This window comes from Natrinema sp. SYSU A 869, assembly GCF_019879105.1.
Classification (GTDB): Archaea; Halobacteriota; Halobacteria; order Halobacteriales; family Natrialbaceae; genus Natrinema.
The window spans coordinates 2,912,264-2,938,922 of record NZ_CP082249.1 but is presented as its reverse complement, the minus strand read 5'-3'; the positions used below and the strand labels follow the sequence as shown (position 1 = coordinate 2,938,922).

General features: G+C 64.0%; 28 protein-coding genes and 3 pseudogenes. 10 read left to right on the top strand and 21 right to left on the bottom strand.

Translation table 11 applies throughout. The annotated features are described in order from the left end of the window. Positions 1 to 16: 16 nt before the first annotated feature. Complete coding sequence (locus K6I40_RS22700; protein ID WP_222916897.1) at positions 17 to 349, bottom strand: hypothetical protein; 333 nt, start codon at positions 347 to 349, stop codon at positions 17 to 19. Between the two features lie 327 nt (positions 350 to 676). On the opposite strand from K6I40_RS22700, the gene K6I40_RS22695 reads away from it, so the two are divergent. Beyond that, complete coding sequence (locus tag K6I40_RS22695; protein WP_345779408.1) at positions 677 to 3,679, top strand: TIM-barrel domain-containing protein; 3,003 nt, start codon at positions 677 to 679, stop codon at positions 3,677 to 3,679. A 242-nt stretch (positions 3,680 to 3,921) separates the two neighbouring features. Here the strand turns inward: K6I40_RS22695 and K6I40_RS22690 are convergent, their stop codons facing one another. The 7 genes from K6I40_RS22690 to K6I40_RS22660 all read right to left on the bottom strand — a co-directional run bounded on the left by K6I40_RS22690 (position 3,922) and on the right by K6I40_RS22660 (position 8,805). Further along, positions 3,922 to 4,119, bottom strand: a complete 198-nt coding sequence (locus K6I40_RS22690) for a hypothetical protein (RefSeq protein WP_222916893.1) — start codon at positions 4,117 to 4,119, stop codon at positions 3,922 to 3,924. Beyond that, positions 4,116 to 4,430, bottom strand: coding sequence for a HalOD1 output domain-containing protein (locus tag K6I40_RS22685; RefSeq protein ID WP_222916891.1), 315 nt, complete (start codon positions 4,428 to 4,430; stop codon positions 4,116 to 4,118). Before K6I40_RS22685 ends, K6I40_RS22690 begins: the two co-directional genes overlap by 4 nt. A gap of 165 nt (positions 4,431 to 4,595) precedes the next feature. Continuing rightward, a complete protein-coding gene (locus K6I40_RS22680) occupies positions 4,596 to 5,057 on the bottom strand; it encodes an Lrp/AsnC family transcriptional regulator (protein ID WP_222916889.1) in 462 nt (153 codons plus the stop codon). 60 nt (positions 5,058 to 5,117) lie between these two features. Beyond that, on the bottom strand, positions 5,118 to 5,753 hold the full coding sequence (locus K6I40_RS22675; RefSeq protein WP_222916887.1) for an HAD family hydrolase: 636 nt from the start codon (positions 5,751 to 5,753) through the stop codon (positions 5,118 to 5,120). Between the two features lie 129 nt (positions 5,754 to 5,882). Then, complete coding sequence (locus K6I40_RS22670) at positions 5,883 to 6,866, bottom strand: ABC transporter substrate-binding protein (RefSeq protein WP_222916885.1); 984 nt, start codon at positions 6,864 to 6,866, stop codon at positions 5,883 to 5,885. After that, complete coding sequence (locus K6I40_RS22665) at positions 6,863 to 7,873, bottom strand: ABC transporter substrate-binding protein (RefSeq protein WP_222916883.1); 1,011 nt, start codon at positions 7,871 to 7,873, stop codon at positions 6,863 to 6,865. The genes K6I40_RS22670 and K6I40_RS22665 overlap by 4 nt, the downstream gene beginning before the upstream one ends. 38 nt (positions 7,874 to 7,911) lie before the next feature. Then, entirely contained in the window at positions 7,912 to 8,805 is an 894-nt protein-coding gene (locus tag K6I40_RS22660) for an ABC transporter substrate-binding protein (RefSeq protein WP_222916881.1), read from the bottom strand. 83 nt (positions 8,806 to 8,888) lie between these two features. Here K6I40_RS22660 and K6I40_RS22655 point away from each other — a divergent pair. Beyond that, positions 8,889 to 9,250 (top strand): annotated as a pseudogene (locus K6I40_RS22655) (cupin domain-containing protein). A 38-nt stretch (positions 9,251 to 9,288) separates the two neighbouring features. On the opposite strand, the gene K6I40_RS22650 reads toward K6I40_RS22655, so the two are convergent. Next, entirely contained in the window at positions 9,289 to 10,974 is a 1,686-nt protein-coding gene (locus K6I40_RS22650; RefSeq protein ID WP_222916879.1) for an aldehyde ferredoxin oxidoreductase C-terminal domain-containing protein, read from the bottom strand. Between the two features lie 140 nt (positions 10,975 to 11,114). Between K6I40_RS22650 and K6I40_RS22645 the strand changes: the two genes are divergently transcribed. Next, positions 11,115 to 11,543 (top strand): VOC family protein, encoded by a 429-nt coding sequence (locus K6I40_RS22645; protein WP_222916870.1) that lies wholly within the window; start codon positions 11,115 to 11,117, stop codon positions 11,541 to 11,543. Positions 11,544 to 11,691: 148 nt separating this feature from the next. Here K6I40_RS22645 and lwrS read toward each other — a convergent pair whose 3' ends face one another. From lwrS to K6I40_RS22630, 3 genes are all read right to left on the bottom strand, one after another. Next, entirely contained in the window at positions 11,692 to 12,093 is a 402-nt protein-coding gene (gene lwrS / locus K6I40_RS22640) for an LWR-salt protein (RefSeq protein ID WP_222916868.1), read from the bottom strand. Positions 12,094 to 12,208: 115 nt separating this feature from the next. Next, entirely contained in the window at positions 12,209 to 12,490 is a 282-nt protein-coding gene (locus K6I40_RS22635) for a 4a-hydroxytetrahydrobiopterin dehydratase (protein ID WP_222916866.1), read from the bottom strand. Between the two features lie 92 nt (positions 12,491 to 12,582). Continuing rightward, the gene (locus K6I40_RS22630) at positions 12,583 to 13,242 is read right to left on the bottom strand and encodes a helix-turn-helix domain-containing protein (RefSeq protein ID WP_222916864.1); all 660 of its coding nucleotides are present in this window, start codon (positions 13,240 to 13,242) and stop codon (positions 12,583 to 12,585) included. Positions 13,243 to 13,542: 300 nt separating this feature from the next. Here K6I40_RS22630 and K6I40_RS22625 point away from each other — a divergent pair, with 300 nt between their 5' ends. The 3 genes and pseudogenes from K6I40_RS22625 (at position 13,543) to K6I40_RS22615 (ending at position 15,657) form a co-directional block, all read left to right on the top strand. Then, a complete protein-coding gene (locus K6I40_RS22625) occupies positions 13,543 to 13,950 on the top strand; it encodes a hypothetical protein (protein ID WP_222916862.1) in 408 nt (135 codons plus the stop codon). 57 nt (positions 13,951 to 14,007) lie between these two features. After that, positions 14,008 to 15,371 (top strand): annotated as a pseudogene (locus K6I40_RS22620) (TIGR00341 family protein). Between the two features lie 13 nt (positions 15,372 to 15,384). Further along, positions 15,385 to 15,657, top strand: coding sequence for a hypothetical protein (locus K6I40_RS22615; RefSeq protein ID WP_222916860.1), 273 nt, complete (start codon positions 15,385 to 15,387; stop codon positions 15,655 to 15,657). A gap of 121 nt (positions 15,658 to 15,778) precedes the next feature. On the opposite strand, the gene K6I40_RS22610 is transcribed toward K6I40_RS22615, so the two are convergent. Together K6I40_RS22610 and K6I40_RS22605 are read right to left on the bottom strand one after the other, a co-directional pair. After that, on the bottom strand, positions 15,779 to 15,985 hold the full coding sequence (locus tag K6I40_RS22610) for a dodecin family protein (RefSeq protein WP_222916858.1): 207 nt from the start codon (positions 15,983 to 15,985) through the stop codon (positions 15,779 to 15,781). 81 nt (positions 15,986 to 16,066) lie between these two features. Continuing rightward, positions 16,067 to 17,485, bottom strand: coding sequence for an MATE family efflux transporter (locus tag K6I40_RS22605; protein ID WP_222916856.1), 1,419 nt, complete (start codon positions 17,483 to 17,485; stop codon positions 16,067 to 16,069). Between the two features lie 112 nt (positions 17,486 to 17,597). Between K6I40_RS22605 and K6I40_RS22600 the strand changes: the two genes are divergently transcribed. Continuing rightward, the gene (locus K6I40_RS22600; RefSeq protein ID WP_222916854.1) at positions 17,598 to 18,158 is read left to right on the top strand and encodes a hypothetical protein; all 561 of its coding nucleotides are present in this window, start codon (positions 17,598 to 17,600) and stop codon (positions 18,156 to 18,158) included. A 5-nt stretch (positions 18,159 to 18,163) separates the two neighbouring features. Here K6I40_RS22600 and K6I40_RS22595 read toward each other — a convergent pair whose 3' ends face one another. Then, on the bottom strand, positions 18,164 to 19,249 hold the full coding sequence (locus K6I40_RS22595) for a geranylgeranyl reductase family protein (RefSeq protein ID WP_222916852.1): 1,086 nt from the start codon (positions 19,247 to 19,249) through the stop codon (positions 18,164 to 18,166). A gap of 488 nt (positions 19,250 to 19,737) precedes the next feature. On the opposite strand from K6I40_RS22595, the gene K6I40_RS22590 reads away from it, so the two are divergent. Continuing rightward, complete coding sequence (locus K6I40_RS22590) at positions 19,738 to 20,604, top strand: cyclase family protein (RefSeq protein ID WP_222916850.1); 867 nt, start codon at positions 19,738 to 19,740, stop codon at positions 20,602 to 20,604. Next, positions 20,601 to 21,595: pseudogene (locus tag K6I40_RS29060) on the top strand (fumarylacetoacetate hydrolase family protein). The gene K6I40_RS22590 and the pseudogene K6I40_RS29060 overlap by 4 nt, the downstream one beginning before the upstream one ends. Before the next feature lie 40 nt (positions 21,596 to 21,635). Here K6I40_RS29060 and K6I40_RS22580 read toward each other — a convergent pair. The 6 genes from K6I40_RS22580 to K6I40_RS22555 form a co-directional block, all read right to left on the bottom strand. Then, positions 21,636 to 22,349, bottom strand: coding sequence for a DUF5828 family protein (locus K6I40_RS22580; protein ID WP_222916847.1), 714 nt, complete (start codon positions 22,347 to 22,349; stop codon positions 21,636 to 21,638). A gap of 128 nt (positions 22,350 to 22,477) precedes the next feature. Next, positions 22,478 to 23,065 (bottom strand): GTP-dependent dephospho-CoA kinase family protein, encoded by a 588-nt coding sequence (locus tag K6I40_RS22575; RefSeq protein WP_222916844.1) that lies wholly within the window; start codon positions 23,063 to 23,065, stop codon positions 22,478 to 22,480. Between the two features lie 5 nt (positions 23,066 to 23,070). Further along, positions 23,071 to 23,268, bottom strand: coding sequence for a transcription elongation factor subunit Spt4 (gene spt4, locus K6I40_RS22570; RefSeq protein WP_006185929.1), 198 nt, complete (start codon positions 23,266 to 23,268; stop codon positions 23,071 to 23,073). A 2-nt stretch (positions 23,269 to 23,270) separates the two neighbouring features. Further along, positions 23,271 to 23,840, bottom strand: coding sequence for a DNA-directed RNA polymerase (locus K6I40_RS22565; RefSeq protein WP_222916841.1), 570 nt, complete (start codon positions 23,838 to 23,840; stop codon positions 23,271 to 23,273). Further along, positions 23,841 to 24,233: a DUF188 domain-containing protein gene (locus K6I40_RS22560; RefSeq protein WP_222916838.1), complete on the bottom strand. Its 393-nt coding sequence runs from the start codon at positions 24,231 to 24,233 to the stop codon at positions 23,841 to 23,843. A 4-nt stretch (positions 24,234 to 24,237) separates the two neighbouring features. Next, a complete protein-coding gene (locus K6I40_RS22555; RefSeq protein WP_222916835.1) occupies positions 24,238 to 25,470 on the bottom strand; it encodes a translation initiation factor IF-2 subunit gamma in 1,233 nt (410 codons plus the stop codon). A 165-nt stretch (positions 25,471 to 25,635) separates the two neighbouring features. On the opposite strand from K6I40_RS22555, the gene K6I40_RS22550 reads away from it, so the two are divergent. Beyond that, entirely contained in the window at positions 25,636 to 26,634 is a 999-nt protein-coding gene (locus tag K6I40_RS22550; protein WP_222916832.1) for a DUF5787 family protein, read from the top strand. The last annotated feature ends 25 nt before the right edge of the window (positions 26,635 to 26,659 follow it).

Genomic DNA, 26,659 nt, shown 5'->3' with positions numbered 1-26,659 from the left:
CCGTCTCGGCGACGCGTTATCGGTTCGGTGCGCCGTACTCCACGTGGACCGTCGGGACGCTCGGGGAGTTAGGCGCTTCGTTGCCGTTCCAGTCGACGAGACGGACGTTCGCCATCTGACCAGAGAACCGGAACCGCTGGACGCCGACATCGATCGCACCCTCGGCGACGCCGCCGGCGACGACCGTCCCCTCGGCGACCGGATCGTCCGCAAGCATCTCGAGGTCGCCGTCAACAGCGATCTCGTAGTTCGACGGGACGCCGCGCCCGACGATTGTTACGAGGTTCGGAAGTTGACTATCGTTTGCAGCCGCGTCGGTTCGATTCTGCATCGGTGTATCGCGTGTCATGCTTCGATAAGTCCAGTATCCCGGCATAAGCTTTCCTGTCGAAAAAATGGTAAGATACCGTGAATGCAAGTGCAATTCCCGCAAGCAAGTTGGTCGGAAAGGAAGAGCGGAATGGGAGACGCCGAGTTTCAGTGTCGACATTGTGAGCGGCTCCAGGCTGCTAGCCCAGTGAGCGAGAGACCGCGGGTTTGAGAGTGAATTGGACCAATCGTTCACTATCGAATTTATTATATTAAATGGGCCCTGCCCCAATCATGGTGTATTTTTATTATGATATATAAAGCACAGAAAAATTTTTAATACATATTGTAGTTAATTTCTGTGTAGATGGCTAATAGGTCACCACGGCTCACAACCCGACGTACGCTCTTGCAAGCATCGGCCGCGCTGCTGGCAGGCGGTGCACTCGCATCTTCGACTGCACGGGCCGACCATTATGACTCGAAAATCCATTACGAACCGGAACTCGACGATGACAACTTACAGACGTTATCCGTTCGGGATTACGATGTCCTCGAGGATGGGGTGAAAATCAACCTCGGCGAGTACGAGGGATACGTCCGCCTGTTCGCCGACGACATGGCGCGGGTCTCGATCGTCGAACCCGGTGAGGAGGAGTACGAGTCCCGCGGTATTGCAACGGGAAGAGCGGAATGGGAGACGCCGAGTTTCAGTGTCGACGAGAACGAAGACCGGATCGCTCTCGAGACGGAGACGATCACCGTCGAGATCAATAACGGACGCTTCGGCGTCAAGTTCCTCGACGAAGACGGAAACGTCGTCAACGAAGACTACTTAGAGAAGGGGTCGCCGGGCTACGAGGACGACAAACCCTACGCGTACAAGAAGACCGACGAGAACGAGGCCTTCTACGGGTTCGGTGAACAGCCCGGTCAAGAATTCAACAAACGGGGTGAGAAACTCGAGCAGTGGAACACGGACCAGTACGCATACGACTCGGACAGCGACTACGTCTATACGTCGATTCCGTTCTTCGTCGGCCTGAAAGACGTCGGTGCCTACGGGATCTTCTTCGACGACCCATATCACTCCGTGTTCGAGATGGCGACCGAGTCGGACGACTACTACTACTTCCTCGCTGACGGCGGCCAGTTGACCTACTATTTCGCGTACGGCCCCGAGATCGAGCAGGTCCTCAATCGGTATACGGAGCTGACCGGGACGATGGAACTCCCGCCGAAGTGGGGACTGGGATACCACCAGAGCAGGTGGCAATACACCCCGAACGAGATCGTCGAGACCGCCGAAACCTACCGCGAAAAGGGGATTCCCCTAGACGCGATGCACTTCGACATCGACTACATGAACGAGTTTCGCGTGTTCACTTGGGACGACGACTACCTCGAGACGCTCCGGCAAGTCGAGTCTATCCCGGGGATCAGAACGGTCGCCGTCAACGATCCCGGCGTCGCGGCTGTGGAGTCCTACGACAGCACGTCCGACGACAACGACCCCTCCGACGGCGGTCCGTCCACTGACGACCAGTCCAACGGCGGCACGTCTGACGACGGCACAGCCATCGATGGCACACCCTACGACGGTCCATCCGACGACAGTACGTCCGGGGACGGTACGTCTGACGACGGCACGTCCGGTGACAGCACGTTTGACAATGGTCCCGACGACGACACAGCCGGCGATAGCACACCCTATGAGGGCCCGTCTGACGACGGACCAGCCGATGATGGCCCAGCCGACGATAACCCATCCGGCGACGGCACACCCTACGACGTCTATCTCGAGGGGACGGAAAACGACTACTGGGTGAAAGACGCGAATGGCGATACTTTCGTCGGCGAGGTCTGGCCGCCTGAGACGGTCTGGCCCGACTTCTCTCGTTCGGACGTCCGTTCGTGGTGGGCCGGGCAACACGACGCACTATTCGACGTCGGTATCGATGGGATCAAAAACGATATGGCCGAGCCGGCGGTGTTCCAGGAGAACGAGAAGTACGACTGGACGATGCCGGTCGACAACATCCACGGGACGGGCGAAGACACGATGCTCCACGAGGAGTATCACAACATGTACGGCTTCGACATGGCCAGAGCAGCCAACCAAGCCTACGATGTCTATAAGCCCGATAAGCGACCGTTCCTGTTGAACCGGAACCTCTACGCGGGGGGACAGCGGTACGCGGCGCTCTGGACTGGTGACAACGTGAGCTCGTGGGAGCACCTGCAAAAGTCAATCCCGATGCACCTGAACCTAGGGCTATCGGGATTGGCGTTCGTCGGCCACGACATCGGCGGCTTCGTCGGTCGACCCGATCCGGAACTGTTCGCCCGGTGGATGGAACTCGGAGCGTTCGTCCCCTACTGCCGGAACCACGCGGACAGCCACGACAAGGTCGACGACGGAGAGCCACGGAACCAACATCCCTGGACGTTCGGTGACGAGGTCGAAGCGATTAGCAAGAAGTTCCTTCGACTGCGCTATCGGCTGCTCCCGTACCTCTACAACGAGTTCCGGGACGCCACCGAGACCGGAAAACCCGTCCAGCAGCCGCTGGTGTTCCACTTCCAAGACGACGAGCAAACCCACGATATTGCCGACCAGTTCATGTTCGGCGACGACATGATGGTCGCACCGGTGCTCGAGGAAGGCGCGACCTCCCGCGAGGTCTACCTACCCGAGGGGGAGCAGTGGATCGACTACTGGACTGGCAAGGAGTACGACGGCGGGCAGACGCTCACGGTCGATGCCCCGCTCGATCACCTCCCGGTCTTCGTTCGGAACGACACCATCATCCCGATGCGGGAGGTCCAGCAGTATACCGGTGAGCAGTCGCTGACGATGCTCGTCCTCGACACGTACGTGGACGAGGAAACGTCGTACTCCTTCTACGAGGACGACGGCGAGAGTCGATCCTACCAAGACGGAGCGTACAACGTGACCGACTTTACTGTCTCAGCCACTCCCGGCGGCGTGGTCACCTTCGAACGCGAGACGGTCGTCCAAAACTACGCGGACTCGCAGATTTCGTCGTATCTGTTGAAACTCGACCGGTCGGAAGCACCGCGGAAGGTCCAAGCAGCCTCCAGAAGGTACGAGGCAGTCAGCGACGCAGAAACGGTCGAGGACACGCCCGAAACGTTCACCTATAGCGAAACGGCCGATGCCGTCCTCATACACGTCCCCGCCGACGAGGACAACCCGGTAAAGCTGTTCTTCAACGGAAATCGAGGCGACAGAGACCGCGGTAACAGCGGTCGCGGTCGCAGAGGACGCAGTAATGGAAACCGCGGTAACAGAGATCGTGGTGACAGAAATCGCGGTAACAGAAACCGAGGTAACGGTAACAGATAACAGAAACAGAGGGAACGGAAATCGCGGTACTGGTAGCCGAGCCGGCAACGGCCGACCGTAGCGGAGCCGGCAAACATCCATCTAAATCCACTCGGCGATATGATAGGACGAGCCAGTCGCGCCCGATTGGGTCCCGCCGGTCGGTACTCGGAACCGGCTGACTCGACTCTTCGTTCTCGCGCCCGAAACTCGCCGTCAATTCTCCGCGGTGACGCCCTCGAGTACCCGGCGGTCACCGCGACTCAGTCGCTCGAGGGAACGAGGTCGCGAACGAACACGTCGCCCGCGATGTCGGGCGTCAGCGGCGGAATCTCGGACTCGCGCGAGTCGATCGTATGTCCTGTTTCGACGTGGTGTTCGATCGCCGCTTGAGAGCGGTCCTGCTGAGACGGTTCGTTGGCGGTGGTTTCGCTCCAGTCGCAGTCGAGACAGTACTTCATTGTGATTCCATCCCTGCCTGTGTTCGGGCATCCCTTTGGGTCTTAGGGTCGTCCTCGAGTGTGACTCGGCCGTCACTGTCGACGCGTACGCGGTGGCCGTGATACGTAAACGAGACGGTGCCGTCCGGTCGCTGACTGGTTCCCGTCGGTTCGAAGAGTTCGTCCAGCGCGGTCGGATCGAGGACGTCATGAAGCGGCGGCGACACCTCGAGTGGATCGATTCCTTCCCGTGCTGCGACTGCTTCGACGACGCGGATCGAAACCGGGGTTTGGGCACCCGGGGAGGACTGGGTCGATACCTGAGAATCCATTATCCGAGTAATGCCGGTCAGATGTATAAGTATGGTGGTATGTGTCATTATATATTGCCAGCAGGAAACATTTATTCTGTATGTCCTCTATGAAATGAAGGCACAATCAATTGCAAGCGGCGAATAAAAGGAGGAAGTGGAGCCCTCACTCCGATCCAGATTCGCTCACGACTTCGGAGCCGAAGTGATCGAACGGGCGGCTGTACTCCGTGCGAAGCATCTTGGAGTGTTCATCTCAAGGCCGAGGGCGTCCAGTTCCTCGGCGACGGTCTCGATATCTTCCGAATTCATCCCGACAACCTCAACGTGCAGGTTCTGGGATCCTGTCAACAGTTCGCGAGTGTTAACCACGTTCGGGACCTCGACGACCCGCTCACAGAGAGACTTGCGGTCGGCGATCGGTGCCGTACAGACGAACAGGATGTGGTGGGGCGCACCCGCTGCTTCGTAGTCGATCACCGGATCGAACTTCTCGAGAACGCCCTCGTCCTTCAGACGTTGAATGCGATTACTGACTGTACTTGAGGAAACATCGAGTTGCTCGGCGATCTCGTCGTGGGTGAACCCCGCCTGGGTCTCCGCCTGCAGAAGATACAAAATCGCGTAATCCGTGTCGTCGATGTCCATGGTCTCCCTTCGCCCTCCATCAGAAAGGGGACTTCCCCTGAATTGTCGTTCGGCGGCGGGTCAGTACAGTTCGTCGAACGAGTGGACGCGATAGTCGCCGAGCACGCACTGCCCCCGGCGTTCGTGGCCGACTCGTTCGACGTGAATCGCGTCGAGGCCGGCGTTCCAGGCCGCGCCGATGTCGTTCGCACCGTCACCCGCGAGCACGCCCTGATGGCCGTTGTAGCCGACTCCGAGGTCAGCCATGACGGACTCGACCGGTCCCGGGTCAGGCTTCCAGCCCGTCTCCTCGGTACAGCACAGCCGCGTGTCGAACCAGTCGCGGATCCCCACCTCGTCGAGGACGGGTTCACAGAGGAACTCCTGACAGTGGGTCACCAGCCCGACTGGTACCTTGAGGTCGGCGACGAACGCGGCGTCCTCGTGGAGATAGGTCTGCTCGGCCCGGACTAGGGGGTCTTCCTCCTCGTGGAAGACCGCCCAGAACGACGTCGGGTCGACCCCCCACTCCGTGAGCTGGCGGTCACGGGAGCCGGTCAGACCGTTCCAGAGGATTTCGGCTTCCCGATCGGTGAACTCGCGGCCGAGACGGTCGCCGACCCGGTCGAACACCTCACGAGTGTAGGACCACTCAACGTCGACAAGCGTGCCGTCAAGGTCGAGCAGCCAGAAATCGTACTCGCGCTCGAGGTCCATTGGACACAGGGATACGGGGTTCTCGAGTAAATGTCTATCGCCGATCGCCGGACGGAGAGCGCGTTCAGTCTCGAATTCCGGATCGGACAGGGCGTCTCGCGTGATCGGTAGAGTCGGTTCGACGGTCAGTCACTCCGCCGTCGGTCGGACCCGGTCGGCGTAGTCGTCGACGATCGGCTCACCGTCGGGGCGGAACGTCTCGGTCCACACCGCGTCCGGATCGATCTCGCCCTCAAGCAGCGCCGTCTCGGAGAGCGTCTCGCCGAGTCGCTGCCAGCGGGCCGGATCCTGCGCGCCCCACCCGTGATCTCGGACGTACGGCGTGAACTGCAGTCGGTGGGCGGCGGTTTTGAACTTCAGCCGCTCGATCTCACGGTTGCGCTCGAGCGTGGCGTTGCGGTCGACGAGCACGTCGATAGCTCGTTCTGGATCGCGCGTCGCGGCGGCCCAGCCGCGGGCAGTCGCGCGGAGGAACGACCGAATCGCCTCCGGCCGCTCGTCCGCGAACTCGGGACCGGTGACGAGCGTCATCCCGTAGATATCGAGATACTCGCCGATCGGGAGCTCGTCGGGCGTCCGGTCGTGTTCCCGGCCGATCTCGATTCCGTTGGTGACCACGCCGACCGCCGCGTCGACCGTCCCGTCGATCACCTTGTGCTGGACGCGGTGGTGCGTGTGCGGATCGACCTCAAGGAGGTCGACCTTGTCACGGATGCCCGCGTTCTCGAGCAACTGGGCGGTCAGGATCCGCGTCTTCGTCGCGGAGGGCGCGACGGTTCGGCCTGCAAGCTGCTCAGGCTCGGAGAGGGGCTCGCCGAAGACATCCCGCAACGTGTAGACGGCCGCCGGCGTCTTCTGGGTTACCGCGGCGACCGCGAGCGGCTCGAACCCCTCGCTCTGTACCGCCAGCACGGCGCTTGCACCGGCAAGCGCGATATCGGCGTCGCCACGGGCGGCGCGTTCGGCCGCGTACGGCGAGCCGTGGCCCTCGACGAACTCGATCTCGAGGCCCTCCTCCGTGTAGAACCCCTCTTCGCGGGCGAGGAAGTACGGCGACTGGAAGCCGTTGGGCTCCCAGTTGAGTTGGAACGAGATCCGCTCGGTCGCGGTCATGCTTCCACCTCGAGGTCCGTGCGGAACAGTCCAGCCGGGAGTTCGTCGATGCCGAGCGCCTCCGCGCCGGCGACGGCTCTGAGGTGTTCGAACAGCCGTTCCATACCCGCTACGGTGGTCTCGTCCCAGTCGGGGACGACCATCTCTCGCCACCGGTCGCGCACGGCGTGGACGACTTCGGGGTCGTCCTCGTACATGAGCTGCTCGCCGATCTCGTCCCAGAGTTCGTCGTCCCGTTGTAGTCGCTCGACGGCGTCCCGAAAGGCACCCTTGAATCCGCGGATAGCATCGGGTCGGTCGGCCAGATACGCCTCGCCCGTCAAGAACGTCGAGACGGGGATCGGGCGATCGCCGTCGGTGTCGGCGAGTCGGTCGACCAGCCGCGACATCGGTAGTACCTCGCGGTAGGGTCCGGTCTCGACGATCTCCGGAACGATCTGCCAGAACTGGAGGATGGCGTCGACCTCACCGTCCTCGAGCAGGCGGGTGAGTTCGACCTTCGACCCGGCTTCGACCGGCGTCGCCGTCTCGTCCGGATCGAAGCCGTGGAACTCCCGGCAGGCCGCCCGGACGAGGATCCAGTTCTTGTCGAGCCGTCTGACGACGCCGATGCGGTGGCCCGACAAGTCCGCGAGCCCCTCGATCGGCGAGTCGGTTGGCGCGACCAGCCCGCCGACGGTCTGCCCATAGGGGTGGAAGGCAACGATCGGCGCGCCCGCGGCGCGCTCGCGGGCCGTCGAGATGTAGTCGATATCGATCAGGTCAGCGTCACCCTCCTGGAGTTTCGCCTCGACTGTCTCGCGGCCCTCGTCTAGCTCGTCGGAGACGAGTTGCAGGTCGAGATGAAAGTCGTAGTCGTGGTCGTAGCCAAAGCGCTTGATTGTATAGAGCATGTACCGCGGGCTGCCGTTATGCTCGAATCGCGCCCGTAAAACGGGCCGGTCGCTGGGATCGCCCTGAAACTCGTCGATTGCGGCCTGCTGGGAACTGATGTCGATGTCAGTCATAGTTGAGTTGTGGTATTTTTGGCGGTCTCGAGAGGCGGTCACAGCGGCGCGACGATATCGTCGATCGATGCGCTCTCGTCGATCAACCCGCGATCCTGCATCCAGGCGAGGTGCTCGTCGAGTTCCTCGCGGTCGACGGGCTCCGGGACTTCGTACTGCGGCACGGTGATCTCCTCGCGGACGGCGTCCACGTCGACGTCGTCGAACAAGTCAGGCGCGACCGCGGCGTCAGCCTCGAGCATCTCCAGATACGTCCCGCGGAAGGCATCGGGATCGGCGTTGATATCCTCGACAGCGCGGCCGTAGGCCCGCAGGAACGCCTCGAGCAGGTCGCGATCGATCGCGTCGCCGCCGACGATCCCCATGTGGTTGTCGTACTCCAGCAGCCGCCGGAAGCCGAGGTGATCGGCGAGCGTGCTGTGGGGATCGATGAGCGTCACGGCGTCGACCCGGCCCTCGTAGAGCGCCTGCAGCCGGTCGGTCGGCATTCCGCAGCCGACGAGGTCGACCTCGTCGGCGGGGATGTGTTCCTCGAGCGCCTTGCGTGCGGTATACTCCTGTCCCGTCCGCCGGTTGACGCCGACCGGAACGTCCGCGAGGTCGGTCGGCGTCTCGACGTCCGACTCGGGACGTGTGAACACCGTGTACGGGAGGCTCGCGAAGGTGCCGTTCGCGACGATTCGGCCGTCGCCCATAGTCCACGTCCGGCGGATGCTCTCCCACTTGCAGATGGGGTAGAGGTCCACGTCGTACTCGCCCGTCAGCGTCTCCGCCGCGGGGATGTACTTGACCTCGACGTCGCGCCTGTCTCGCTCGACCAGGTCGACCGCGAGCCCTTCCTCGCGGAAGTAGCCTCGCTCGCTCGCTACCTTCTGTGGCAGCATGAACGAGAACGGGAGGTGGAACAGCCGGATCGATCGGTCCGCTAACATGGGACACCCCACACCAGAAAGGGGCTTAAAACGTTTTCATGATACGTTTATCAGTGCGGCAGTGGGGAGTGTTTCCTGTTCCCATGGAACGACTATCGACGACCCGCGCGGCGTTCGAGGAAGTCGCCGACGGGGTGTACCTCGCGGACCTTCAGACAGGAGAGCGGGCCGGTATGGTCTACTGGCGGATCGAATCGGGGGCGACACTACCGTCCCACACGCACGCGAACGAGCAGATCGGGTTCGTCCTCGAGGGGAACTCACCGCAATCGTCGAGGGCGAGGAGTACGCGCTCGCGGCCGGCGACGCGTACATGTTCCGGAGCAACGAGTGCCACGGCGCGGAAAATCGGAGTAGCGAGGACGCGGTCGGGATCGGGGTACTCGCACCGCCCCGCGAGGAGCCCGACTGGCGACGGACACCCTCCAAGACCGAACAGGGCTGAGCCGGGATCGGCGTTCGGTCGCGATTCCGAACCGCGACTTACGGCTCGAGTTCGGCGAGCCGATCCGGCGGCACGGTGCCGTCCGGGTTCCAGCCCCGACGGCGGTAATAGGTATCGAGCGCCGACTCGAGGCCCTCGAGGTCGTACGGCAGATCGTCGTCGTCGTCGCGGTCGAAGCCGCGCCGAGCGTTGAAGTCGCGCTCGAGGGTCACGATCCGCTCGCCAAGTCGCTGGAGGGCCTCGTCCGTCGTCGCGAGCAGCGCGGGGAGTTGCCCGCTCTCGACCGTCGTCCGGGAGAATTTGCAGAGGATCGCGCTGTCGAGGACCGCCTTCTTGTTCTCGGTCCGAACGAGGTGGTCGACCTTCCCCTCGAGTCCCGCCGGCTCGAGGGCCCTCTCCTGATCGACCATCGGATACTCGTAGACGTACATGCTGCCGTAGAGGTGGTCCGCACCGCGATTGGAGGTGGCGTACGCCAGTCCCTGCCCGTTGAGCCGCCGCCCGTCGTGGGCCGGGAACGCCACACCCTTCATCGACCAGTCGGGGACACCGAGGTCGTCGTGACACCGGGCGACCCCCTCGGCGAGCAGGTCGCCAACGCCCTCGCGAGAGGCGATCTTCTCGACGAGGTCGTGGACGAGATCGGCGTCGCCGAAGGCGTCCTCGCTTGCGAGGTAGGCCGCGACGGCCGCCCCGCACTCGATCGTATCGAGGCCGAGCGCGTCACACCGCTCGTTCGCGCCCATCACGTCGACGATATCGTCGACGCCGACGTTCGACCCGAACGCCATCACCGTCTCGAACTCCGGCCCTTCGGTCTCGAGGCCCGATTCGTCGTCCCTAGTGGGCAGTTTGCAGGCGAATGCACAACTCGAGCAGGTACCCCGCTTGTACTTCTTCTCGGCGACGCGCTCGCCGCTAATGCCGTCGATCCCCTCGAACGAGAGCTCGCTGAAGTACCTGGTCGGCAGCGCTTCGATCTCGTTGGCGAACCCGGTCAACCCCGCGGTTCCCTGCCGTTTCATCACGTGGTCGCTCTCGGCGGCCGCAGCGTGAATCTCCCCGGCGACGTCGGGCACGTCGATCGAGGGAGCAGCGTCGCCGTCAAACGTGAGGCACTTGATGTTCTTCGATCCCATCACCGCGCCCAGTCCGCCGCGGCCGAAGACCCGGCCGCCCGAGGTCACGATCGCGGCGAACCGCACCTCGTTCTCGCCGGCCGGACCGACGCAGGCGACGTGCGAGGCCGCCTCGTCGTCGTCGAAGCCGCGGCGATCCGCGATGTGAGCCGTCACCTCAGGGACGGTCGCGCCGGCCAGTTCCGGTACGTCCTCGAACGAGACGCCCTTGTCGGTCACGTGAACCGCGAGCAGCTGATCGCTCTCGCCAGTCACCTCGAGCGCTCCGTAGCCGGTGTTTGCGAACGGCTGGGAGAGGAACCCGCCGGCGTTCGACGAGACGAGCCCGTTGGACAGCGGCGAGACGGCTGTACAGTTCAGCCGGCCGGTGAAGCTCGTCCGTGCCGTCTGCAACGGACCGGCGCTGAAGAGGAGCGCGTTGTCCGGGCCCAGCGGATCGACGTTGAACGGCAGACGGTCGTATGCGAGTTTCGTTCCGACGCCTCGACCGCCGACGTACCTCGAGAGGACGCCGTCGATCCGGTCCGTCTCGACGGACCGCGTGCCGACGTCGATCGAGAGCAGTGGACCTCGTCCAGTCAGCATTCAGTCGTCGTACCACGGCGAACGTCATAAATCTGGAACCCGCCACCGGGTCGCGTGCCGGCGTCGATTCGCGTCCTCAAACTCGTCTCGACGGCGCTGCCACGGATAGGCTCTTGAAGCCGTCCGTGGTATCATCGCACATGGATGCCGTCGATCACATCAACGTCGACGTCGACGCGCTCGAGCCCTGCTACGAGTTCTATCGCGACGCCCTCGACCTCGAACTCGTCAGACCGCCGGCGGATTTTCAGGGCGAGCACGCGATGTTCCGGGCCGGCGAAACAGTCGTGACGCTGGCCGAAACGGGTCGCGCCGAGAACTGGGATGAGCGAGGGCTCGAGCATCCCCTCGACAAGGCCCACCTCGCGTTCGAGACCGATCGCGAGGCCTACGCGGCGCTGATGGATGAATTTGACGATCAGTTTCCAAAACAGGGTCCGTACGACTGGGACGAGTTCGAGGGGTTCTACTTCCTCGACCCCGACGGGAATCTCCTCGAGGTCGTCACCTACGAACCCCCTCCGGGCGAGCGAACGCGGCCGTTGCTCACGCACGACGATGTCGAGTGAGCGCCGGACTCGAGGAGGGAACGTGAGTCCGATCGCTCACTGCTGCTCCTCGAGCAGCGGCGTCCGATCGATCTGAGACGCGCACACGGGTTTGTCGAGCGCTCGCGGTTCGACCGCAGTGAGCCCACTCGTCGACGGGATACGTCCGCTAGTCGCCCTCGTCCGTGCCGGTCACGCGAACGCTCGAGCCCAGATACTTCGAGAGGGCGTCCGAGACGTCATCGGCCTTGAACGCCTCCAGGTCCGATGCGATTGACGATTGCAACGTGTCGAAGTACTCCTCATCGGTCTGCAGTTCGCGGAAGTCGACGCTCTCGACGGTCCGCTCGGGAACGCCGAGCCATTCCGCCGCGAGTCGGCGGCCGTACTCCTGATCGGCGACCTCGCCGCGCCACAACGTGTTTCGGAAGAACAGCCACCCCTCAGTATCCGGCTCTGGAGCCTCGCGAAAGAGTGTGACCGTCGTCTCCGCGGAGCTCGGCTCGAGGGAGACGAACTCCCGTGTGGGCTCTATACGGAACCGGACGCGGAAGACGTAACTGGCATCCATCGTGAAGTTAGTCGCGTGTTCGGGTCGATGGCGTCATACGGTCTACTGTAAGTCATTGCCGGCGCAACCCCGTCCGCTCTGGGGTTGCGCCGGTAAATCGTTACAGTAATCCGTATCAGGCGTCGCGCTCGGACTCGATCAACTCCGCCATCTCGATGTCGTCTCCGGTGATACCGCCCTCCTCGTGGGAGGTCAGCCGGATCTCGACGCCGGAGTACCGGATGATGATCTCGGGGTGGTGGAACTGCGCTTCGGCGATTTCACCGACCATCTGGGCGAAGTTGACGCCCCGAAGGTAGTCGTCGAACTCGTAGACGCGAACGATCTCGTCATCGTCTCGTTCCCACTCGGCAGGGAGTTCCGCCTCGATCTCCTCGTCGGAAAGTAGGTCAGCCATGTGGGGCCGAACGCAAGCCAATCAAATAACGATTGTGCCGCGTTCCTGACCCATCGCGGACGATTATTGGTCGATCGTCCCGCGATCGGCGATCAGTCGAGCCGTGACTCCTCCCCCGCGGGCTGGAGTTCGGCGTCGACCAGGGTCTCGTAGGCCCGCCGAAACCGTTCGGAGAGCGCCTGATGGGAGATTCCCAACTCCTCGGCCAGTTCCTCCATCGACACCCCGCGGGGAATCTCGAAGTAGCCGTACTCGAGTGCGGCCTCGAGCGCCTCCTGCTGTTCTGGGGTCAGTCGCGTCTTGTGGCCCTCGACATCAGTCACGTCGGTCACGCGCCGCAGATCGGCGTTGACACCGCGGTCAACAAGCCGATCGTAGGCGTCACAGAGCGTGTCACGGTCGCGGTAGCGTACGGTCACTTGCCACCAGCCGTCACTCGCCCGCGCCTCGAGCAGCGAGCCCCCGTCGGCAAGCAGGTCGTCCCAGAGAAGGATCGTTCCGGCACCCGCGGCGAAGGTCACGTCGTATAGCAGTCGCGACCCCGTTTCGACGAGGAGTTCGGCCGTCTCGACTGAGGGATCGGCCTCGAAGGCAGTAGCGGCCGTCTCGGGATCGACACCGGATACCCATAGCGACGGCCGCGTCTTCAACACCGAGGACTCGAGTTCGAACGTGGCCTCCGGCGCGCGCTCGAATGTGGTCGCCAGGGCTGTCTCCGCCGCCGGAAGCCGGAGGTCGGCTATCGTCGACATCAGGCTTCGTACATCGAGGTGGCCTAAAAACCGCAGTTATGACGAGACTGACTGTCTGATTCGGTGATACTGCTCGAGGGATGTTCAGCGTAGACACATCCTGTCGGACAGAAGTCACTGCAGAGTCAATCGCGAAAGATCGATAGTCAACTAGTTCTGTCCGACAGTATCAATCAGCGGTCAGGACGCTCGTCGTCACCAGCCTCTGTCGCGGTAGTCGCCCTAAATTCGTCACTGCCACACCCGAATACCGGAACTGGCCGGCCACACTGTCAAGGATGACAATCACCATCACGGCGTATGAACTCGCGTATCGACGCCGAGACCGACTTCGAGGAACTGACCGCCCGCATCCGCACGCAGTCACAGCAAGCGCCGGGATCGGACACGGAGCGCGTGACGATCCGCTCGCTCGAGGCCGTTCGCTCTGACTCGCTCGAGACCCTGCTCGAGGCCGCGGAAAGCGAACATCTCGAGCCGGGGGAGCTCGTCTTCGTCCTCTCACGGGCCAACGCCGAACGCCTCTGCGAGCGGGAGTTCGATATCGACGACGTCGACGAGCTCGAGGAGGTGCTCGGTCGGCGGGTTCGGGTCGAAGACGAAATGCCCGACGACACGGTCCTCCTCTTGCACCCCGACGCCGTCGACGGCGAAGACCTGCTCGAGCCCGAGGCGATCGCCTGCGGAATCGTCGGCACCGACGGCTGACGGCTACCCGTCCACTGCCGCCCGGAGGACTATCCCCGGCTCGCGTGTGCCCCCAGTATGCGTTATCTCGAGATTGCGGTGCCCGAGGGGAAGCGCCGGGCCGTTCTCGACATCCTCGAGGACGAGGGGATCGACTACGTCGTCAGCGACGAGACCAGCGGCAGGGGGTACACCGCGGTCGTTCGGTTTCCGGTCCCAACCCAGGCCGTCGAGCCCCTGCTCGACCGATTGCAGCGAGCCGGAATCGGCGACGAGTCCAGCGTGGTCGTGATTAACGCCGAGACGGTCGTCTCCGAGCAGTTCGCGACGCTCCGAGAGCGATACAGTCGCGGTGGGCAGACGGGATCACGCACCTCGAGACAGGTATTGCGCACGAAGGCCGACGAGCTCACGCCCCCGTTTACGATCTATTCCGTCATGCTGCTGATCAGCGCCGTCGTCGCCACCGCCGGGCTACTAGCTGATTCGCCGGCGGTCGTGATCGGTGCGATGGTTATTGCGCCACTGCTCGGACCCGCACTCGCCGCCAACGTCGGCATCGTGACTGGCGACGATCGCCTCAAGTCGACCGGCTTCACCTATCAGATCGTCGGCGTGACGATGGTCATCGTCGCCTCGATCGCCCTCGCGACGCTCGCCGTCTGGCCGGGCTCGAGCCTGCAGGGGTCGACATCGTCGTCGCCACCGAACTCGAGGAGCGGGTCGCGCCCAACCTCTTCTCGCTCGCGGTCGCGCTGGGTGCCGGGATCGCCGGGATACTGAGTCTTACACGAGGGTTCTCGGAGGCCATCGTCGGCGTCATGATCGCCGCGGCGCTCATTCCTCCCTCTGCTGCGGTCGGGATCACGGTCGCCTGGGGGATGTCCGGCGCGGCGATCGGTGCCGCCGTTCTCGTGATCGTGAACCTCCTGTCGATCAATCTTGCCGCACTGGCGACGCTGTGGATCGCCGGCTATCGCCCGCAGGGACTGTTCGAAGTCTCGCCCACGCGAACGCCGACCTACACCTACGCGGCGCTCTTTGGCATCGGACTGGTGGTGCTCGCCGCGCCGCTGGCCGGCGTCACCCTGCTCGACTTCCACACCACCGAACTCGAGTCGGCGGCCGAAGACGAGGTCGACGCGGTGCTCGCCGAGTCGCGATACGACGGACTCGAGGTCGAAGACGTCGAAGTCGAACTCGACGGCGACTACCCGATTCAGTCGATCGATCGGGTTGTCGTCACGGTCTCCGGTCGAGAGCCCGGCCCGGAACCGGGCCTCGCCGATCGGCTCTACGAGGCGATCAGGCCCCACAGCGACGAGTCGCTGATAGTAGAAGTCCAGTACGTCGTCGCCGAAGAGCGAGGGAGCGACGCCGACGAGCAGGAGACGAGCCGATCCGCAAGTACACCGCCAGGAAAGAGTTATAATGTAGTATGAGTAACAACTCTGCATGGCCTACGCTCGAAAACGAGACCGATACGTCTCCCAGTCGACGTGGTTCGCACTGAGTCAGTCGACTCTGCAGTTGGTGACGACCATCACACTCCTCTCGCTTACCGCATCGCTGCTGGCGGTATCGATGGGAGTACCCGATGATATCGCCGTTATCGCGCTCGCGGCCATCGGCGCGATCGGCCTCGGACTCGCGCTCGTTCGGCTCTTCGTCTTCCTCGAGTCGAACGGGATCCCGCTGCTCGAATCGGACCCCGCCTCGACCGCGTGACCCCTGTTTTGCCGACCCGTACGCCGTTCGTTCCGTGAGGAAACCGAGCAGGAGACCGGAGTGACTCGCGTCTCAAACCAGATGCAGTAAAAACAGTGATGCGATCCGTCTCGCTGACACCTCAGCGCTGGAGTCCGAACGAGACGTGGATCGTCGTCGTATACGTTTCGATTTCGCCGTCCTCTACGTCGGCCGTCTGGGACTCGATTTCGATGCCGGTGATCCCCTCGAGCGTCTCGTCCGCGTCGTTGAGCGCGGTCTGGGCGGCGTCTTCCCAGGATTCGGTCGAGGTACCGACCAGTTTGATGACTTTGGCAGTTTCGCCCATGATCCGCGGAAACTGACACCGCCGGCGGGTATAGTCCTTGGCCGGGGATATGCTGGCCGAGTTCGCCCGACTCGAGCGCAGTTAGCCGGGATCCGAGGACGGCCGATACCGACGACTCACTGCCTTCCACCGGCCGGTCCGGAACAGCCAGTAGTTGATCCCGCCCGGCACGGCTGTCTCGAGGAAGAGCGCCAGATAGAGCCCGCCGATACCCAACGGTGTGACCAGCCCGAGCGCGGCTGCCGGGAGGGCGAAGGCGTAGCGGCCGAGTAAGGAAGCGACGAACGGCCAGCGGGTGTCGCCGGCCCCCAGCAGCGCCCCCGCAGCGGCCCCGTCGATGCCGTAGCCGATCGAACTGACCGCACCGACGGCAACGAAGACAGCGGCCTGCGCGAGCGCCTCGGGGTCGGTAACGAACAGCCCCGCGATCGGCCGCGCGAAGAGCACGACCAAAACGGTCAGCCCGGTGTAGATCACCGTCGAGAGCCGAATAATCCCCGCGCCGTAGGCCCCTGCCTCCGCTTCCTCGCCGGCACCGAGGTGTTGTCCAACGAGCGAACTCGCAGCGAGGGACAGCCCCCAGTTGACGCTGTTGATCAGGGCCCGAACTCGTCGGCCGACCTCGAGGGCCGTGACGACGACGGGGCCGAACGAGGCGGCGATCCAGAGCAGTGGGAAGACGATCGCGCCCTGTGCGAGCCGTCGGCCGATCTCCGGGAGCGAAATCTCGATCAGTTGGCGGATCAGCGTCGGCTCGAACCAGGGGCCGCCGCGGGCGATCGGGACGGGACTGGGCTCCATCCCGAGTCGACCGTACGATCGGCCGAGCATCCCCCACGCGAGGACGAGGGTCACGAACCCGCTCGCGAGGGTCGTCCCGATTGCCGCGCCGGCAGCGCCCATCCCGAACCCGAAGATGAGCGCGCCGCTGAGAACGATATTGAGGACTGCACCGCCGGCGCGGGCGACCATCTCGGTGAACGTGTCGCCAACGCCTGTATACGTTCGACTGGCGATGAGATTGAGTAGCTCAAAGACCACGGCCGGCGCGACGTAGACGAGGTAGACACTCCCGTGACGAAGCGCGTCCGGACTCGCACCGAGCAGGCCGATCAGTGGGTCCGGGACGGCGAGAAAGACACTCATGATCGGAAGCGAGAATCCGATCGCGAGCAGGACGCTCTGGTTGACGGCCAGCGACGCGCGGGCAGTCTCCTCGCCCCCGTAATTCTGTGAGACGAGCGTGACGGTGCCGCCCGCAAGGCCGAGGCCCAGCAGCGTGACGATCTGCCAGTACCCGAGCGCGAACGCGAGCCCCGCAGTGCCCGCCGTTCCGACCGCGATCCCGACCATCGCGAGGTCGGCCGTCTGCTTGGACATGATCGCGAAGCCGGTGACGATCCGGGGCCACGCCAATTCCATGGTCGGGCGGAAGCGCTCGGCGTCGATGATGCCACAGCGCTCAAGCGTGCGCGCGACGGCCGCACCCCGTTCGGTCATCTGTCCGTTCTTCCGCTACCGACGCCTTCGGTCTGTCGCTCGGCGAACCGCCGACGGCCGCAGACATATACGAATCTATACTTATTTATCCCTGTCAAGAACCGAGAGAAACATGCGATTGCCAGCCCTCCCTGTCCGCCAGATTGCCCTCGGGGCAGCGCTATTCCTCGCGGCCGGTCCGTCGACGGCGCTCGCTCAACGCGGCACCGACGAGATCAGAACCGGCGTCGAGACGGTAAGCGAGTACCCCTGGTACGCCGACGCGGTCATCCCCGCCCTGATCACGCTCGTCATCGGCGGGCTCCTGATCGCCGTCAGCCCGGACGGGACGCGACGGCGCACTGATCGCGCGCTCGAGTCGCCCGGTCCGGCGCTCGTCTACGGCGTCCTGAGTCTGGTCGTCGTCATCGGCGCGTCGTTCCTGTTGGCGATGACGGGAATCGGGCTCATCATCGCATTTCCGTTGCTCGCCGTCTACGTCGTCTTCCTGCTTGTCGCCAGTGAATTCGGCTATCTCGCGGTCGGTCGGCTCGCGGCCGGCGGCTGGCTCCCCGCTCTGGTCGTCGCGACTGTCGTCTCCGCGCTGACCGGAATTGTCCCCATCATCGGATTGATAGCCGGGTTCGTGATCGGCATGATCGGCGTCGGAACGGTCGTCGAGGAGGTGGTATGACCGAATCAAGTCCGTGAGAGCACTGCTTTGAGGTGCTCGAGCGAGACCAACGACGTCGGTCGGTCCATGTGGACGCCGATCTCGCCCGACAGCGCCCCCAGTCCGAGCCGCTGGACGGGCTCGGGCAGTGAGTACGCCCGCCGGATCCAGCGGCCGAGTTCCTGTTCACGCGCTAAATCCTCGCGCCAGACGCGTTCGTAGGCCGCGAGCGTGGTCGGTCGATCGGGGTCGATCTCGCGGGCGGCGTGGTCAGCGCTGGTCATGCTATAGAGGATGCCGCCGCCGGTGAAGGGCTTGGTCTGGGCCGCCGCGTCGCCGATGAGAAAGGCCCGACGGCTGGTCACGCGATCCGGCGGACCGACCGGAATCGCTCCCGAGCAACGATGGGAGACATCGATCTCGTAGCCGTCGATCAGTTCCTCGAAGTGCTTGGTCACCTGGACACCCGGGGGAGCCGCGAGGCCGTACTCCACGCCGGCCTCGCCGCGGGGGATCCGCCACGCGAAGAAGGTCGGCGGTGTGAGATGGACATCGACGAAATCCTCATGGTCGTCTTCCTCGGAGAAGGCGAGCACCCCGTGGAGCAACTCCTCGGGCTGAGGGAGGTCGAGTTCGTCCCGCACTCTTGAGCGCGGACCGTCGCAGCCGGCGAGCATCTTCGCCTCGAACTCGACGGTTCCGTCGGGCCCGCTGGCGACGACATCGACGCGGTCGTGATGTTCGGTGACCGCAGTGACCGTGTGTTCCTCCCGGACGTCCGCACCCGCCTCGCGGGCGAGGTCGGCGAGGTGGTGGTCCAGCCCCACGCGGTCGATGACGTTCGAGGCGACTTCGTCCTTGTAGAACGGGTAAGAGTCGCTCCCGGGACCGCCAACGTGGAACCGCGCGCCGTAGATCTCGTTCTGGAATAATTCCTCGCGAGCGTCCTCATCCGTGAACTCCCAGATATCCGTGCTCACGTGGCCCGAACAGGCCAGCGGCTCGCCGATCTGTCCCTTCTCGAGGGCGAGCACGTCGTATCCCTCCTCGGCGGCTCGACGGGCGAAGCGCGCGCCCGGCGGGCCGACGCCGACGACGACGAAATCGTACATGCTCGTCACGTTCACACCGGCCGGTAAATAGTTTCTCGAGACGTGTCTCTCGTAACTGGGGACCGAAGGTGATCCGGAACAGTGGCTCGAGCGGTTCGACCGGGATTAGCGGTGCTGTCGGCTCTGCCAGTACTACTGTTTATTGAGCGCGGTGTTCGACTGGGAATGACTGGAAAGAAGCGTCCTACTATCGTGGCAACAGGGAGTGGCCACGTCCACCCCAACCGATTTCTCCTCACGGGTGCGAAGCACCCGTTTGGATGGTTCGCAGGACCGTCGGTCCCGCGCTAATGCTCGCTCCTTTCAGTCGCTCACTCATCCCTCATATACTGTCGTCGACTACCCTCGTTATCTCTCGGCCAGTCGACAGCGCGCGCCACCGCATGTCGGTTACTGGTCCAGAATGGTACTTAGCTCGTCTCCATGGATCGATTCGGACGTCGATCCTGACGGCCAACCTTACGTTGTTCCCCATAATCGTGACTACTATGAGTGAATTGATGACAGGTGACAATACAACGTTAGTCGACCTGAGCATCGGCCTTGAGGACGGCGTCGCGAGCGAACCCACGCCGCCGAGCATCGACGCGTTCGGCCACGAGGCGGGCGCGAAACGCCTCGCCGAGAACCTACAGGCACAAGGGTATGACGTCGAGCCTGACGACTTCCCCGATGGGATGGGACTCGCGTGGGAGGACGTCGAGGCCATCCCTCACGCCGGGACCCATCTCGACGCGCCGTGGCACTACGGCCCAGAGGTCGACGGGGAACCGGCGAAGACGATCGAGGAGATCCCCCTCGAGTGGTGTCGCGGGAACGCGGTCGTCCTCGATTTCAGGTGGATGGACCCTGGGAGTGAGATTTCCGTGGCAGATCTCGAGGACGCGCTGGCAGACCTCGATCACGACCTCTCGCCGGGCGAGATCGTCCTACTCCAGACGGGTGCCGACGAGCTGTGGGGCCAACCCGAATACCTCACCCAATTTCCCGGGATGAGCGCAGAAGGAACAAAATTCCTCGTCGAGCAGGGGGTGAGGGTGATCGGGACGGACGCCTACGGCTTCGACAAGCCGTTCGCCGCGATGGGCGAACGGTACGTCGAGTCGGGCGACGAGGACGAGTTGTGGCCGGCCCATTTCGCGGGCCGGGAGGTCGAGTACTGCCAGATCGAGAAGATGGCCAACCTCGACGCACTGCCGTGCAAGACCGATATCCCGCTGGTCGCGTTCCCCATCATAATCGAAAACGGGAGCGCGGGCTGGGTGCGGCCGGTCGCGATGCTCGAGATGGACACGGCAAACGGAGACAGGGCGACCGACGGGACCGACGCCGAAACTGGGGGTGAGGCGGCGTGAAGCTCGCGACGTTCGAGGTCGACACCCCCGTCGGCCCCGTCGAGCGAATCGGGGCCGCCGTCGAGGCGACCGATTCCGACGACAGCCCCGCGGGCGAGGCCACCCTCGTGGACCTCACCGCCGCTTACGGCGCGACCCTCGAGGCCGAGGGCGAACCCGCGCCCGCGGATCTGGCCCGCGCACACGTTCCGCCGGAGATGATCGCCTTCCTCGAGCGCGGCGATCGGGCAATCGCGGACGCGAGAGAAGCGCTCGAGTACGCGGCCGAGACGGACGCCGAGCGCGGCCCCGGCGGCGCGACGCTCCGGTACGAACCCGGCGAGTACCGGCTGCTCGCACCGCTGCCGCGACCCAACTCGCTGCGAGACTGCATGGCGATCGAGGAGCACGTGCAAACAGCATGGACGGCGAAATCGCGGACGTCTGGTACAGACTGCCGGTCTACTACAAGGGCAACGCCGACAGCGTGGTCGCGCCCGGTGAGACGATCCAGTGGCCCGACTACTCCGAGATTATGGACTACGAACTCGAGATCGCGGCCGTGATCGGGAAGCGGGGCCGAGACATCCCGGCCGAGGACGCCGCGGACCACATCGCCGGCTACACCGTCTTCAACGATTTCAGCGCCCGCGACATTCAGGGCGAGGAGATGGAGGGCCGGCTCGGGCCGGCCAAGGGGAAGGACTTCGCGAACGGGCTGGGTCCCTACGTCGTCCCGCGCGAGGACATCGACGTGCTCTCCGCCCCGATGACCGCCCGGATCGACGGCGAGGTCTGGTCGGAGGGGACCGTCGACGAAATGTACCACTCCTTCGCCGAGATCATCGAACACATCTCCCAGTCCGAGACGCTCCACCCCGGCGACGTCATCGGCAGCGGCACCGTCGGCGAGGGCTGCGGGTTGGAGTTAGGGCAGTGGCTCGAGGACGGCGATACGGTCGCACTCGAAGTCGAGGGGATCGGCACGCTTGAGCATACCGTCGTCGAGTGACAAGCTCTCGAGAGCGGTTCGAGAATCGAATAGCGCGGTGTCAGGTCGTCGTCGGACGCGATTGGTCGCCGAGTTCTGGCGGCAGTTCGGCGCCTTCGACCGCTTCGAGGGATTCAGTGTTCTTTTCGGTATCGACATGCCAGCGATCGACCTCGTCTTCGTACCGAGCGAGCACGTCCGAAACATCCGCCTTGAGGGCGTCGTCGTTGATATTCACCTCGAAGCTGAACCGCTCGTCGGCCTCCTGCACCGACTGCTGGATATTGGCGCTGATGAGTTCGTTGTCGAAGTAACACGGCGAGAGCTGTGTCATGACATGTTGATAGACATTCATCTCGACGGCTCGTATCGCCTTCCGACTCACGGCGTCGGCCGCTCGAGCGGCGTGGTCGAGCGCTTCGTTTCCCGTCTCGACCGCTTCGTCGATATCGCGGTCCTCGAGCGCGTCGTACGACTCCGAGAGTTTCTCACCGGCGACGGACAGGTCCTCCTCCGGCTCGGTGCCGACCTCCTCGGCCTCGCCTTCGCTCACGCTCGCTTGGACGGCGGTCTTCTCCTTGACGTCTCGGTCGAAGGTCTCGTGGGCCTTGGGTCGCCACTCGTCCCACTTGTCGAGCGCAGTCGCGAACCAACTGGACGAATCGGCATCGGCCGGCTCGTCGAGCTCTCGAAGTGCCTGCGTGATGCGTTCGCCGTGCTCGACTACCGTATCCCAATCGCCGACTACTTTGAATCCAGAAATGCTCTCTTCCATCGGATGGGATACGCGCTCACCGGTATATGTACTCACCCCGGGAGCCGTCGGGTGAGACGTCCGCCCGCTCAGCGGGACGTTCCGATAAGAGCGGTCGGCCGCGTCTCGGTGACGGGGAAGGATATCCGCTATTCGCGTCCGTCGGCGGCCTCGAGCAGGTTCCAGAACCGTTCCGTATCGCCCTCGAAGCGCTCGAGCAGGTCGCGCATTTCGGTCCGGTGGTCGTCGGCAACTTTCACGTGGACCATCCCCTCGTCGGGCTGGCCGTAGACGACGCTCGCGCCCTCGGGCGCAGCAACGATCGCCGGCAGGGCAACCAGGTCCTCCTCGCCGTCGACCAGGATCGTCGTGGGTTCGTCCGTCGAGAGCGCACGTCGAAGCGCCCGAACGACCGGCGCGGAGAGTTCGGCGGGCGGGTTCCGCACTTCGATGCTCGCACCAGACGTGACCGCGTCGCGGATCTCTTCGTCGACCGCGCTGCGTTTGGTTCGGCCGTCGACGAGCGCGACGTCCGGTCGGCGGCCCGCCTGCAAAAGGTGGTAGGTGACGACATCGCCAACGGCGATGATCGGGCCGTCGACGGTCTCGAGGAGCCGTTCTGCGTCGGTTTCGATCGGGCCCATCGGCTCCTTGAGCTCGTGGCGGAGGTCGTCCGGCAAAACCAGTAGCTGGTCGTCGTCGGCGAGCGTCGGCTCTTCGTTGTCGTCGCGGGTCACGCGAGTCAGCGAACCTTCAGGGCGTACGCGCCCGGTTCGGTGATCTGCATCTCCGTTGCGATCTGACTCTCTTCGGGGTGGGCGATGATGACGTAGCCCGCCCAGTCCTCGGTCAGCGACGAGGAGTTACAGGCGTCACAGGTCTCGTTGTCCGGTTCGTTGACCCGGTGACACTCGCGACAGACGAGGCGGTCGGATGCCATGGTTATTCACCTGCGGTCGCTTCGCGCTTTTCGCGTTCTTCTTCGAGCCAGCCGTGTTTGCCGAGCCCGGGCTGTTTCGCGGTGAGCCCGATCTTCGAGTCGCGAGGGTTGCGTTCGTCGATGCTCTTGGTGACGATTCGGGCCCGGACGGCGTCTTCGACACCGAGCGAGCGCGCGGACTCGTTCGAGGCCAGCCGCTGGTTCTCGCCATCGAAGGCGAGATATTCGTCGCTGATCTGCGAGACGTGCAGCAATCCGTCGACGGGGCCGATCCCGACGAAGGCACCGAATTCGACGACTTCGACGACGGTGCCGTCGACGACCTCCTGCATCTCCGGATCGAAGGTGACGGCGTCGAACTCGGCCTCGTAGTAGACGCCCGGCCGGTTTGGCAACACCGTTCCTTCGCCGATATCGTGGACATTGGTGACGGAGACGACGCTCCCGACCTCTTCGTCCATCCGCCCCTCGAGTTTGTCCTGGAGCAGTCGCTTGACTCGGTCCGGCGAAACGTCGCCGAGCTCTTCCGGCGGTACTTCTACTGTGTCCTTCAGTCTAACCCGTTTGTACATCTATGGTTGAGTGATCGCTAACTTGTTTCTCCCGCGTAATGCAATTACCGGTCTGCTCGCCTCGAGCACCCGGTCGCGTAGCGGGCGGTCGTTCGTGACGACGTAGTCGACTGCACCCTCACGGGCGAGTTCGACCAAAGCGTCGTCAGCGTACGATGCCTCCGTGTCGACGACGAGACAGCGTTCGGTCGCCAGGTCGTGGCCGACGGTCGCGGCCATTCCCTCCTGGCCGCCCTTCTCCGAGAGTCGCCGGAGTTCCTCGAGGACGGCCTGTGGAATCGTCGGTTCGAACGAGTCCAAGAGCCGCTCGAGTTCCTCGAACAGCCGTACGTCGAGTTCGACCGGCATCATGAGCGCGCTCGTATCGAGGGCGACCCGCGTCCGCGTGCTCATTGCCTCAGTCCGTGAGCGTTCCCAGACCGATCAGCCGCCAGCGCGCGCCGATGCGGCGGTTGATCGCGATTTTCGTCCCTGGATCGGCGGCGACGGGTCGCTTGAGTTTGACCTCACACTCGCCCTCGCGGGCGCTGGTGACCGAGCCGACGGTCGTCGCTGTGCCGACGGTCATCATCAGCGGTTCGCCCGTGCTGATTTCGTCGACCGTCTCGCCGCTCTCCGCACCGACAACCCGCTCGAGCAGGTCGACATCCATGGTGAACTCGTTCCACGTCGGCGGGAGCGAGCCCGGCGGACCGGCCATCCGGCCGGCCAGTGCGTCGCCCTTGGTGAGCGAGGGGTCAAGTCCGGTCCCGACGCCGAGCAGGCCGCCCGGTGTGACGGTTTCGGCGGCCTCGCCGCCGGCTTGGAGCGAGCGAATGGACGTCTCAATCGGGACGTACTCGGTCTTCCCGCCTTCCTCGACTTCACGGCCGGGCCGGATCTCGAGGTCGTCGCCGACCTCGAGTTCGCCCTGAACGAGACTGCCACCGAGAACGCCGCCGGCGAGGTCTTTCGCGGTCGTGCCTGGCTTGTTGATGTCGAAACTGCGGGCGACATGCATTCGGGGATCGTCGTCGGGGTCCCGATCGGGGGTGGGGATCTCCTCCTCGATTGCCTGAATGAGCAGGTCGAGGTTGACCTCCTGGCCTGCGGAGACGGGGACGATCGGGGCGTCTTCCGCGACCGTTCCCTCGACGAACTCCTTGATCTGGTCGTAGTTGTTTCGGGCGGTCTCGGCGTCGACGAGGTCCACCTTGTTCTGTGCGATGACGATGTTGTCGATGCCGATGATATCGAGCGCCATCAGGTGCTCTTCGGTCTGGGGCTGTGGGACGGGCTCGTTGGCGCTGACCACCAACACGGCACCATCCATCAGCGACGCGCCGGAGAGCATCGTTGCCATCAGGGTCTCGTGACCCGGGGCGTCGACGAACGAAACGGTCCGGAGCGGCTCACTCGGCGAGCCGTCCGCACACTCCTCCTCGACGGTGTAGCATTCGGGTTCGTCGAGCCCGTCGCAGTAGCGGAAGGTCGCGTCGGCATAGCCGAGCCTGATCGAAATCCCGCGTTTCATCTCCTCGCTGTGTTGATCCGTCCACGAGCCGCTGAGAGCTTGCACCAGCGTCGTCTTGCCGTGGTCGACGTGACCGACGAGCCCGATGTTCACCTCCGGTTGTCGATTTCCTACCATAAGACGATGAGTAATCTTGGGTAGTGATTCCGCTGTGCGCTTGATAAAGGTTGCGAGCTATCCCTTGTCTCGGGCGACGTCGATATGCGGGTCCGGCACACGAATGGAACGTCTCCAGACCGCCGAACCCGACGACTTATTTCGCCTCCCACCCTCACCAGTACCGTGTCGGAGTTCGCGTTCGAACTCGAGCTATGCGCCCGTCTCGAAGAGCGATGCGACGGAATCGTCGCGCGCCAGCTCGGCGGCGGTGTCGCCGAACCCGGCGGGCGGATCCTCGATGTACTTTGCATCGAACCCGGCCCCGAATTCGCGGATCGCGCTGCGATCACGAGCGAGTCGATTCCGGACGCCGCCATCGAGTCGGCCATCGGGACCGGGCAGGCCCGCTACTGGAAGGACGCTGTCGACTGTCATCCCGAGCGCGCTCGCAGCGCCGTCGATCGAGCCCTCGAGATCGGCTTCTTCGAACGCGATCACAGCGCCAGCGCGACCGCAAGCCGCGAGTACGTCCGGCAGGTCGCCCGCTATCCTGACTGGTACGACCGCATCGTCGGGATCGAGAACAAGCCCGACCTCGGCCAGCCGGGTGATCTCGAGGCACAACTGCGAACGGACGCGAGCCTCGCGCTGGTCGACGAGGCCATTCTCGCGACCGAGAGTTACGTCACCCGTGCACACCTGAACCGAATCCCCGAGGAAGTCGGCGTCTGGCGGGTTCATCGAGACGGGTCGGACGCGGGCTGCTCGCTCGAGATCGAGATCATCCGCGAGCCGACGCCGCTACCCGTCGACGAACCCGGGATCGAGCCCCTCGAGTCCCATCCCGGTCGGACCGAGATCGATACCGTGTCGCCCGATGCGAAGGCGCGAGCCCGCCGGCGGATCGCCGAACGGGCCTACGGCAAGGGCTGGCGAACGTACGAGTTTCCTGATTGTACGGCCTGCCGCCCGGACGATGCGAGCGGCGCGACGCTTCCTTACTGTGAGTGGAAGGGCCGCGCGGTCGACGCCGGTTCGGAGTGTGGGACAGCATGTCCGGGCTACGAGGACGCGTCAGCGACTGCCGTTGATCTCGAGGCCGAACGCAATCGTCGGACGTCGTGGGAGGCCGATCCGAGCGGAAAGCGACGACAGCAGTCAGGGCTTGATTGGTTCGGTTGACGATCGCGTCCGGACTCGGCGGCGT